This is a genomic window from Thermohalobaculum sp., from assembly GCF_058622915.1.
In genome coordinates this window covers 1-10874 of sequence record NZ_JBZSYN010000104.1, presented here as the reverse complement: position 1 = coordinate 10874, position 10874 = coordinate 1, and the positions used below count along the sequence as shown (strand labels likewise).

General features: G+C 68.4%; 11 protein-coding genes. 4 read left to right on the top strand and 7 right to left on the bottom strand.

All coding sequences use genetic code 11. From position 1 onward, the window contains the following. The 3 genes from AC32QD_RS08465 to AC32QD_RS08455 form a co-directional block, all read right to left on the bottom strand. A partial coding sequence (locus AC32QD_RS08465) for an NAD(P)/FAD-dependent oxidoreductase (protein WP_492010053.1) occupies positions 1–785 on the bottom strand: 785 nt, incomplete at its 3' end. 74 nt (positions 786–859) lie between these two features. Beyond that, positions 860–1495: a glutathione S-transferase family protein gene (locus tag AC32QD_RS08460; protein ID WP_492010052.1), complete on the bottom strand. Its 636-nt coding sequence runs from the start codon at positions 1493–1495 to the stop codon at positions 860–862. Positions 1496–1573: 78 nt separating this feature from the next. Then, positions 1574–2968, bottom strand: coding sequence for an aspartate aminotransferase family protein (locus AC32QD_RS08455; protein WP_492010051.1), 1395 nt, complete (start codon positions 2966–2968; stop codon positions 1574–1576). Between the two features lie 130 nt (positions 2969–3098). Between AC32QD_RS08455 and speB the strand changes: the two genes are divergently transcribed. Together speB and AC32QD_RS08445 are read left to right on the top strand one after the other, a co-directional pair. Then, positions 3099–4058 carry an agmatinase gene (gene speB, locus AC32QD_RS08450; RefSeq protein WP_492010050.1) on the top strand — a complete coding sequence of 320 codons (960 nt, stop codon included), beginning with the start codon at positions 3099–3101 and terminating at the stop codon, positions 4056–4058. Beyond that, a complete protein-coding gene (locus tag AC32QD_RS08445; RefSeq protein ID WP_492010049.1) occupies positions 4055–5404 on the top strand; it encodes a glutamine synthetase family protein in 1350 nt (449 codons plus the stop codon). The genes speB and AC32QD_RS08445 overlap by 4 nt, the downstream gene beginning before the upstream one ends. 222 nt (positions 5405–5626) lie before the next feature. Here AC32QD_RS08445 and AC32QD_RS08440 read toward each other — a convergent pair whose 3' ends face one another. The 4 genes from AC32QD_RS08440 to AC32QD_RS08425 all read right to left on the bottom strand — a co-directional run bounded on the left by AC32QD_RS08440 (position 5627) and on the right by AC32QD_RS08425 (position 9547). After that, positions 5627–6346 carry a hypothetical protein gene (locus AC32QD_RS08440; RefSeq protein WP_492010048.1) on the bottom strand — a complete coding sequence of 240 codons (720 nt, stop codon included), beginning with the start codon at positions 6344–6346 and terminating at the stop codon, positions 5627–5629. Positions 6347–6612: 266 nt separating this feature from the next. Further along, a complete protein-coding gene (locus AC32QD_RS08435; protein ID WP_492010047.1) occupies positions 6613–6972 on the bottom strand; it encodes a hypothetical protein in 360 nt (119 codons plus the stop codon). A gap of 48 nt (positions 6973–7020) precedes the next feature. Next, entirely contained in the window at positions 7021–7887 is an 867-nt protein-coding gene (locus AC32QD_RS08430; protein ID WP_492010046.1) for an NAD(P)-dependent oxidoreductase, read from the bottom strand. 571 nt (positions 7888–8458) lie between these two features. After that, on the bottom strand, positions 8459–9547 hold the full coding sequence (locus AC32QD_RS08425) for a carbohydrate kinase family protein (protein ID WP_492010045.1): 1089 nt from the start codon (positions 9545–9547) through the stop codon (positions 8459–8461). Positions 9548–9698: 151 nt separating this feature from the next. On the opposite strand from AC32QD_RS08425, the gene AC32QD_RS08420 reads away from it, so the two are divergent. Next, positions 9699–10400 carry a TVP38/TMEM64 family protein gene (locus AC32QD_RS08420; RefSeq protein ID WP_492010044.1) on the top strand — a complete coding sequence of 234 codons (702 nt, stop codon included), beginning with the start codon at positions 9699–9701 and terminating at the stop codon, positions 10398–10400. 261 nt (positions 10401–10661) lie between these two features. Then, the coding region (locus tag AC32QD_RS08415; protein ID WP_492010043.1) for a hypothetical protein at positions 10662–10874 on the top strand (213 nt) is incomplete at its 3' end.

Here is a 10874-nt window from a genome sequence, read left to right as displayed (position 1 = left end):
TTGTTGATCGGCATCGACAGCCGCGCCACCGCGGGCACCAGGCCGTCGAGATAGCCGTTGCAGGCGACGATGACGTGGCCGGCGGTCACGGCGCCTGAATCGGTGGTGACGCGGCCCGGCGCGAGCCGGGTGACGCGGCTGCGCTCGAACAGGCGCGCCCCGGCGGCGCTGGCGGCGCGGCCGAGGCCGAGCGCGAGGCGCAGCGGGTGCAGGTGGCCGGCCCATTCGTCGAGAATTCCGCCCCAGTAGCGGCTTGTGCCGAGCATCCGGGCCATTTCCTCGCGGGGCACGGCGCGGATCGCCTCGTAGCCGTAGTGCCGGCGCAGGTGGTCGGGATAGGCGAGGCCCTCGGCCGCGTGCGAGCGCTTCCAGAACGCCTCGACATGGCCCGGCGTGAACTGGCAGTCGATGCCGTGCCGCTCGATCAGCTCCTTGACCAGCCGGTTGGCCTCGAGCGCGATCTGCCACACCTTGGCGGCGTCTTCGCGGCCCACCAGGCGTTCGTATTTGTGCATCGAGGCGCGCGGGCCGGTGGCGAGCTGGCCGCCGTTGCGGCCCGAGGCGCCCCAGCCGATGCGGTTGGCCTCGACCAGCACGACGGAGAGGCCGCGCCCGGCCAGGTGCAGCGCGGCGGAGAGGCCGGCGAAGCCGCCGCCGATGACGCAGACATCGGCCCGGGTCTCGCCCGCGAGCGCGGGGTGGCCGGGCAGCGCGCCGGCGGTCTCGGCATACCAGCTGGGCGGGTAGACCCCGGGCGTGTCGTTCGCGTCGAGATAGCCGGCCATGCGCCCCCCCCGATCTGGCCCCTGTGCGGCCGTCATGGCCCCGAGGCGGCCCGGCCGGGCCCGAGACCCGTCCCTCAGCCGAGGTCCGGCTCGGTCACCTTGTAGGACTCCAGCTCCTGCACGCGGGCCCACCAGTCGGCGAAGCCGGGGACGTCGAAGACGGTGTCCTTGTCCTCGACCAGGCTGACATAGAAGACCATCGGGGCGAGGTAGAAGTCGGCCAGACTGGGCGCCGCCCCGGCGATCCAGGGGTCGTCGCCGCGGATCTTCATGATCTCGGTGAGGACCAGGCGGGAGGCCTCGATGGCGTCGCGGTGCGCCTGCTCGTTCTTGCCGCCGATCAGGTCGGGGAACAGGTAGTAGCCGGGCACCCCGATCAGGGCGGTGTAGCCGTAGCTGTCGTAGAGGCTGATGCCCATGTCCATGCGGGCGCGGTCGTGCGCGCTCTCGGGCACCAGCGATTTGCCGGGCAGCTGGTCGTTGAGGTAGCGGGTGATGGCCCCGGTCTCGAGGATGCGGAAGGAGCCATGGTCGAGCACGGGCACCTTGCCGAAGGGGTGGCGCTTGAGGTGCTCGGGCTGGCGCGGCTCGCCGGCGAGCACGTTGACCGGCACCTGATCATAGCTCGCGCCCTTCTCGTCGAGCAGCATCTTCACCGTGCGCACATAGGTCGAGCCGTCGAAGCCGTAGAGCGTCAGTTTCTCCGTCATGTCGTTCTCCCGTGGGATGGGCCGGGGCCCTCGCTTTGGCGAGACGATGTGACGGAGCGCGCGAAAATCAACCGGCGCTCACGCGAATGCACCCTCGCGGGTCAGCTCGTCGGCGAGGTCGTCGAGCGCCAGCCGGGCGCGCTCGACCAGGAGGTCGCATTCCTCGCGGCTGATCACCAGCGGCGGCGAGATGATCATGGTGTCGCGCACGGCACGCATCACCAGCTGGCGCCTGGCCACCGAGATGTCGCGGCAGCGCGTGCCGGTGGTGCCCTCGTTGGGGAAGCGGGCCATGGTGGCCTTGTCGCGCACCAGCTCGAGCGCGCCGATCAGGCCCTTCATGCGCGCCTCGCCGACCAGCGGGTGCCCGGCCAGCGTGGCCCAGCGCGCCTGCAGGTAGGGGCCGATGTCGTCGCGCACGCGCTCGACCAGGCGCTCCTCCTGCAAGATGCGCAGGCTGGCCAGCCCGGCGGCGCAGGCCGCCGGGTGGCCCGAATATGTGTAACCGTGGAAGATCTCGCCGGCCTGCTCGATCAAAACCTCGGCGACGCGGTCGGCGATCAGCACGCCGCCCATGGGCACGTAGCCCGAGGTCATGCCCTTGGCGATGGACATGAAGTCGGGCGAGATGGCGTAGGTCTGAGCCCCCCACATGTTGCCGGTGCGGCCGAAGCCGGTGATCACCTCGTCGGCGATCAGCAGGATCTCGCGCTCGGCGCAGATGCGGGCGATCTCGGGCCAGTAGCTCTCGGGCGGGATGATGACGCCGCCGGCGCCCTGGATCGGCTCGGCGATGAAGGCGCAGACATTGTCCTCGCCGAGCCAGTCGATGGCCGCCTCGAGCTCGCGCGCACGCAGCCGCCCGAACTCGGCGGGGTCCATCTCGCGGCCCTCGCCGAACCAGTAGGGCTGGCCGATGTGGTGGATGCCGCCGATCGGCAGGCCCGACTGCCGGTGCATGCCGGCCATGCCGCCGAGCGAGGCGCCGGCCACGGTCGAGCCGTGATAGGCGTTATGCCGCGCGATGAAGGTCTTCTTCGAGGGTTTGCCCCGACAGTCCCAGTAGAGCCGGGCGAGGCGGAACACGGTGTCGTTGGCCTCGGAGCCCGAATTGGTGAAGAAGACCCGGTTCATCTGCGCGGGCGCCGCAGCGGTGAGCGCCTCGGCGAACTCGGCCGCGGGCGGATGGGTGCACTGGAAGAAGGTGTTGTAGTAGGGCAGCGCGCGCATCTGGCGCGCCACGGCCTCGACGATCTCGTCGCGGCCATAGCCCACTGCGACGCACCACAGCCCGGCCATGCCGTCGAGGACGCGGTTGCCCTGGGAATCGGTGAGCCACACGCCCTGGGCGCCGCTGTAGACCCGGGCGCCCTTGGCGTTCAGCGCCTTCGTGTCGGTGAAGGGGTGCCAGTGATGCGCGGCGTCCATCGCCTGGTATTCGGCGGTCGTGCGCAGGTTGGGGGCGGTGCCCATTGATCCCTCGCTTGTGATTGCGGCACCCGTATGCTCGGCGCGCCCCGCGCCGTCAAGCTCTTGCCTGCGGCCCGAATTCGGTGCAGTGATCCGGCGGCGTGGGAGGAGGGTGAGCGATGAGGAGGGTCCGGTGAGCGATCCCTACCGCAAGGACTATGCCTTCCTCGCCGGCGATGCGCGGGCGCGCACGCATGACGAGCAGATGTATTCGGGCGCGCTGAGCTTTTGCCGGCGGCGCTATGCGCGCGAGCTCGAGGGCGTGGACCTCGCCGTGATCGGGGTGCCGTTCGACACCGCGACCTCGAACCGGCCGGGCTGCCGCTTCGGGCCGCGTGGCATCCGCGCCGCCTCGGCGCAGCTTTCCTGGAGCCACCCCTGGCCCTCGCCGTTCGACCCGTTCGAGCGGCTGGACGTGGTGGACTGGGGCGACGTGGACTTCGACTTCGGCTACCCCGAGGCCGTGCCCGGGCGCATCGAGGAGACGCTTCTGGGCGTGATCGGGCAGGGGGTGGCGGCGCTGGTGCTGGGCGGCGACCACTTCACAACATACCCGAGCCTGCGCGCGCATGCGGCGGTGCATGGTCAGGGCCTGAGCCTGATCCAGTTCGACGCGCATTGCGATACGGCGATCGACGACGGCAGGCGCATCGACCACGGCACCATGTTCCACCACGCCGCCGAGGACGGCATCGTGGATGCGCGGCGCTCGATCCAGGTGGGGATCCGGACGACCTATACCGACCCCTCGGACTTCGTGGTGCACGACGCCAACCGCGTGCACGGCGAGGGCATCGACGCCACGGTGGCGCGCATCCGCGAGGTGGTGGGCGACAACCGGGCCTATATCACCTTCGACATCGACTGCCTCGACCCCGCCTTCGCGCCCGGGACCGGCACGCCGGTGTGCGGCGGGCTGACCACCTGGCAGGCCAAGGAGATCATCCGCCGCCTCGACGGCATCCGGCTGGTGGGCATGGACGTGGTCGAGGTGGCGCCGCCCTACGACCACGCCGAGATCACCGCGCTGGCCGGCGCCACGCTGGCGCTGGAGATGATCTGCCTGCTCGCCCGCACCAGGGAGGCCGCATGACCTTCGCTGCCCACCTGGCCCGGTTTTGCGAGCGCCACCCCGAGATCGAGGTGGCCGAGGTCTATGTCTCGGACCTCAACGGCGTGGCGCGCGGCAAGCTGGTGCCGATCGAGATGCTGGAGAAGCTGGCGACCGGCACCATGAAGCTGCCGGTCTCGACGCTGGGGCTCGACATCTTCGGCGCCGACGTGGCCGAGGCGGGGATCGCGCTGGAGACCGGGGACCCCGACGGCAACCTGGTGCCGATCGAGGCGACGCTCAAGCCCATGGTCTGGGCCAAACGGCCCACCGCGCAGCTGCAGTGCATGGTCACCGAGGCCGGCAACGGCGCCATCTGCGGCTACGACCCCAGGGGCGTGCTGATGCGGGTGGCCGAGCGGGCGGCCGAGATGGGCTATCGCCCGGTGATGGCGCTGGAGCTCGAGTTCTACCTGATCGACGCGCAGGAGGCGGCGCCGCCGGTAAACCCGGTGGCGGGCGGGCGGCTGGCGCGCGCGCAGCTCTACGACATGGAGGTGATGCGCGCCTTCGAGCCGGTGATGGCCGACATCACCCGCGCCGCCCAGGCGCTGGGCGCGCCGGCGGAGACCGCGATCTGCGAGTTCGGCGCCGGGCAGTTCGAGATGAACCTGCGCCATGTCGAGGACCCGCTGGTGGCCGCCGACCACATGATCGCGCTGAAGCGGGCGATCCGCGGCGTGGCGCGGGCGCACGGCATGGACGCGAGCTTCATGCCCAAGCCCTTCGGCGCCATGGCGGGCTCGGGCATGCACGCGCATCTGAGCCTGCTGGACAAGACGGGCCGAAACGCCTTCGACGGGGGCGGCAATGGCCCGGCGCCGCTGATCCGCCACGCGGTGGCGGGGATGCTGGCCTCGCTGGCCGAGGCGATGCTGGTGTTCGCGCCGCACCACAACAGCTATCGCCGCTTCGTGCCGGGCTCGTATGCGCCGGTGGTGGCGGCCTGGGGCCATGACAACCGCTCGGTGCCGGTGCGCGTGCCCGAGACGCACGGCAAGGGCGCGCGGGTGGAGCACCGGGTCTCGGGCTCGGACGCCAACCCCTACCTTTTGGCGGCGGCGGCGCTGGCGGGCGCGCTCGACGGCATCGGGCGGGGGCTCGAGCCGGGACCGCCGGTGGCGCGCGAGGCGGGACCGGACGACGGCGAGCCGCTGCCGGTGAGCTGGGCCATGGCCGAGCAGCTGTTCAGCGGCTCCGCCTTCGTGGCCGAATGGCTGGGCGGCGAGTTCCGCCACGTCTTCGGCGCCATGAAGCGGCAGGAGCGCGCGACCCTGATGGGCCGCGTCTCGGACGTGGAATACGACGCGTATCTGAGAACGGTGTGAGGCGGGGTTGCGCGGCGGGGCCTGTGCGGGGCCTAACGCAGGCCCCGGATCGGGGCCGGGGTGCGTGTGCCGGCGCCCGGAGGAAGCCCCGGATCGATCCGGTAGTATGGGTGTCTTGGTGGGGGACAATTAGAGATGCCGGCGCCCGAGGGCGCCGGCGTCGGTGGCGTCATCCTCAACTTTCAGTCTGTGCCGGCCAGGCCGACTGTCTTTTGAGAAAGCTCAGAAGCAGCTCACTTCAGCCGGGTCTGTCGACGTTTTCGAGGTGGCGCAGGGCACGAAGACCAGAATGGCCTTGGCGCCAGAGGTCGCCGACCAGTCCCAGAAGTAGCCGAAAAGACCGGGATCGAAAAGGTCGCAATAGTTCCCGCTGCAAAGACCGCCCCCCGTAGTGCCCGGGTCCGGGATCCCGCCCAACAGGTCTCTCGTCGCATTAGTGAACTTCACCGCGCCCTTGCCGGTTGTGCGGGTATGGACGGCTGTGTCCAAGTTGCAGTAGGTGGTGGTGCCGTCAGTCGCGCATAGAGCCGGATCAAGCTGCGTGCCAGGCTTGCCGATGTATTTTATGAACAGCTCGTAGTCACTGGCGACCATCTGGGGAAGCGAGAGTAATGCCGGATCGTCGTCGCAGGCGTTGCCGTCCACGACCTGGAACGAGTCGGTGTCGTTCGGCTCCAACAAGATATCGTTATTCGTTGTCGAGTCCGGGTGCGCGGCGCCGGTGCTCACCCCACTGGCCTGGACCACGATGGTGCGCCGCATCGTGTTGTCATACGGGTTCGTCGGGCACGTATCGTAGGCGTGGATACTCAGTTGCCACGAGTCCTGCATCGAGATCAGCGGCAGGCCATTGCCCTTGGTTGACGGCTGGCCGGCCATCGCCGCCGAGCCGAGCAACGCGGCTGCTGCCACGGCCGCCGTCGCGAAAACAAGCTTCTTCATGATAAAGTCTCCCGTGTTGGCGGACGAAGGGATCTCATCCTCCGCCGCGAGTGCACGGCACAATCCGATCTTTCGCGAGAAAGCCCCTGCTCCCCCCGATCCGAATCCGATCGCACCCCTTCTGTCTCGACCGCATCGGGTCCAATCGGGATTCCCCTGCGCGAGCCGCGACGCCAACAGCGGCTCAAGGCCGCTGGATCGGAAGCTGGGCGCGAACCTGCCGCCCCAAGCGCCCCCCTCGCTTACGCGGGATGCCTGCGAGAAAATCACAGGCAGAACCGGTAACTATTTTTTAACGAATTTGCGCCTGCTAATGCAACCTTCGCGCACATGCATCGCATGAAAGTTTTGTTGCACGATTTGCAGACCGACGAGCATTCACCTTTTTTCAACAATTTAAACGCGAGGCCCGGTTCAGGGCCGGAGCCGGGGCAGGAACCGACCTTGAACATCTGACGGTGCAGGGGCGGATCTCGACCCGTGATCCGCGCAAGAGCTTGCCGCGATTCGCGTGGATCCTCGGCGCTCTCCTGAGGGGGCGCGTCGTCGGATGCGCAGGCGCTGAAGATATCTTCGCAGGATATCACCAGATCCTGCGGACCGAGCCCGAGGCCCGAGGGGATCATGTATGGGCTGTGCGGGACACAGGTGCCGGTGCATCGAGCCTGACAAGATCAATGGTGTTGACGGATGACTTTAATGACAGCGGCGGTTTCCTGCGATCCATAACCGGCCACTTGGGCGCGCCTGACCCAGTCGCAAAGCAGGTCGGGCAGTTCGCTGTTTATGCCGGCATCGCGCGCCTGTTGCTGCATACGCGTCACAGCGCTGGCGGCGACATCGACCGAGGCACCGGCCGCGGTGATGGTTTCGAAAGACCCGTCATGGATCGCTTGCGTCAGCGAAATGGCTCTGTCGCCGGCTGGCAGTATCGCTGTGAACTCCGACACGGGCACGCCTTCAGCCTCGCAGACCAGCGCGCCGTGAATTGATCCGAATATGATGCCGACCGTGCGCGACAGGAACGCCAGATCTACCGTCGCGGGCGCCCTGATGTTGGGTCCGAGGTACCGCAGATCTCCCGCCAGGTGCTGGAGGTCCGTCCGGCAGTCGGCAAAAACGGGCTCGGGCCCGGCGACAGCGATCTGGCCAGCAGGTGTTCCGATGCTGCCGGGCCAGCAAAGGATGGCGCCATCCAGATAGGACGCGCCGCAATCGCTGAACCAATTCTCGCTGGTCGCGGCCTCTTTTGGTGTCGCCGTGCTCAGCTGGATGACGGTTCGTCCCTCGAGTAAGGGAACGACGTCGCTCGGCTCGAGCAACCGCGCGGTCGTTTCGTAATTCGGAAGGCAGATAATTACCTTGCGGCTGGCTGCGATTGCATCGGCAAGGCTGGGCGCAGCCAGGGCGCCCAGCGTGATCAGCGGCTGCATTCTTGCACGAGAACGGTTCCATACCGTTACCTCTCGCCCGGCACTGATGAGCGCTCTCGCAAGCGCCGATCCCATCGCCCCCAGGCCCACGACTGAAATATCGCTCATCTTCAATCACTCCTTGGCAGGGTTGCCGGACCAGTAGGCATGCGGGACTGGCAAATGTCACGGCAATAGCGCCAATCACGGGTTTCAAGAGCTGGTAAGGGGCATTCCAGTCGCCATCCTGAACCCCTTGTCGGCAAAGGCGCTCATGGCCTACCCGGCGAATATTTCACGATGCCGCCGTTGCCGCCGAGAAATCCGCGCGCCAAGTGCCGCCGCGCTCGTACGTGGATAAATCGTCCATCTATTCGTTCCATTGTCTGGAACGGGACGCTGAGCGGCCCGATCTGGTTGGTCCGGTTTGACTGATGGTGGAAAGGGCCTCGGTGCTACCGGGACGAGGGTCTGAGGGACCTGAAGGAGGCCCCGGATCAGGTCCGGGGCCTGGTTCGTTTCGTTGGGTCGAGCGGGACGCGAGGATGCTTCGTGCCGGCGGGCGCGGATCGGGGCCCATCGACGGACAACCCGCTGCCCCGGCCACGAGCCGGGGCCTCGTTTCGGCGCTTGGAGGAGGCCCCGGATCAGGTCCGGGGCCCGGGCCGGTCCGTCGCGTTTCGCGGGGCGCGCGGGCGCTTCAGACGTGGTCGAAGCGGCGCAGCTCCACCTTGCCCAGCTCCTTGCGCTTCGCCTTCATCTGGGCGGGGGTCATCAGGCCCGAGGTGGTGTCGGTCGCGCCGACCACGGCGGCTGCGTTCATCGCCGCCTGGAGCATGGCGTCGGCGGGCTCGAGCCCCTCGGCGAGCGCGGCGGCGACGGTCGAGGTAAAGGCGTCGCCGGCGCCAGCGGTGCCGGCCACCGTGGCGGGCAGGGCAGGGCGCCAGATGACCCCCTCGTCGCAGGCGAGATAGGCGCCGTCGGTGCCGTCGGTGACCAGCACCCAGCGCGGGCCGGCCTGGCGCACCGCGCCCATGAAGCGCAACAGCCCCATGTCGAAGCCGCCGAAGCTGAGGCCGCGCTTCATCAGCGGCGGCGCGTTCTCGGGCGGCAGCGGGTCGGGGCCCTCCTCGGCCTTGGCGGCGAAGGCGGGGACCAGCGAGGCGGCCTCGACATGGTTGATCGAGAGTATGTCCACGTGGCGCACCGACTTGAGGAAGGGCGCGGTGCGCGAGGTGAGCTGGCGGATGCCCGGGTTGGCCGCGACCAGCGCGCCGGCCTGGCTGCCCGACTCGACCAGCTGCGGGAAGCAGTCGGCCGACGCGCTCGAGAGCGGCGCGACATAGACGAGGTCCACGCCCTCGAACACATGCGCGGGGATCTCGTCGGTGGTCAGCGTCTCGTTGGCGCCGCGGTGCACGAAGATCGAGGCGTTGCGGTCGTGGCTGGCGACCAGCACCGAGATGCCGGTGGCCAGCCCCTCGGCGGCGATCAGCCGGTCGGTCGAGATGCCCTTGTCCTGAAGGTGCTCGCGCACCGCCTCGGCGTTCAGGTCGTCGCCGGTCTTGGCCACCACGGTGGGCGTCCAGCCGCGCCGCGCCAGCGACACGGCGGTGTTGCAGGCGCCGCCGCCCACGTGCTCGGTGATCGACTCGGCGGGCACCTTGCGCCCGGCCTCGACCATGAGGAAGGACTTGCCCTCGTTGGAGAAGCTCATGCGCTCGATGTTCTCGGCGGCGATGATGCAGATGATGTCGATGGTCGCCGAGCCGAAATGCAGGGACTTCATGGACCGCTTCCCTCCGCGCGCTGCTCCCCTGCCGAGGATAAGAGATTCGTCGGCCGGGTCCAGCCGGTCGGGTCCAGCCGTTTGGGGCGGGCAAGGCGTGACGGGGATGCGCGGCGCGGCTAGGCTGGCATGGGCGGCACAGGGAACCTGAATGGCGCACGGGCGCGAGAACGGGGGGGATGGCGGGCGGCGGCCGGGGTCGCCTGCCTGGCGCGTGGCGCTGGCGCTGGCGGTGCTGGCGGTCCTGGTCGCGCTCGGCCTCGTGCTGGGGTTCACCGAGATGGGCCGGCATTGGGATGCGGCGCGGCTGATGGAGCGCATCCGCGGGCTGGGGCCCTGGGGCCACGCGGCGGTGGTCGGGCTGATGGTAGTGCATTCCTTCCTGCCGTTCCCGGCCGAGATCCTGGGGCTGGCGGCCGGGGCGCTCTATGGCGCGGCGTGGGGCACGGCGCTGATCTGGAGCGGGGCGATGATCGGCGCGGCGCTTTCCTTCGGGCTGGCGCGCTGGCTGGGGCGGCCCTTCGTCGAGGCGATGCTGAGCGCGCGCAACCGCGCGCGGCTGGATGCGTGGAGCGCGGAGCAGGGGGCGGTGACGCTGCTGGTGGCGCGCTTCATCCCGGTGATCGCCTTCAACCTGATCAACTACGCTGCCGGGCTGACCCGGGTGGGCTGGGGCACGTTCCTGTGGACCACGGCGCTGGGCATCCTGCCGCTGACGGCGGTGACGGTGTGGATGGGCGCGGCCATGGTGGCGCTGAGCTGGCCCTGGCTGATGGGGATTTCAGCAGGCGGGGTCGTGGTTGTGGTGGCGGGGCACTGGTGGCGGCGGCGGAGGGGGTGGAAGGGGCGGTGAGGCGGGCGATAGCGAATGTCACTAGGTGAGCTGATATCATCGATCTAATCGCGGCCTTGGATTTAGGCAATCCGGCGAACCATCTCTCTTTCGATGGTTGTGGTACATCAATCGACGCAGGAGTCGGCAGCACTGTCACGCGCCAAACCGACACAGAATTTCCTTGGAGTGTTACGCTCAGGGCCGATAACCTAATCGGCGGACTGTGAAACAAGTAGTGCGGACTGAGAGTGGGTAGCCCTACGTCAAGGGTGCGATTCGATGACCGAAAATCGAGCCAAGCGCGGCTTTATCACGCTTGCATTCGGCAATCGCGATTATTTTCGTATGGCGCAGGCTTTGCTTGCGTCCTATCGGAGGTTTGAGGCGACCGCTCCGTTTGCGGTCGTGACCGACAAGCCCAATCACAGGAGCCTCAGAGACTTCGACGTCATAATTCCTCACCGTGCAGAATTTGGCTTAGGAGTTGAGCAG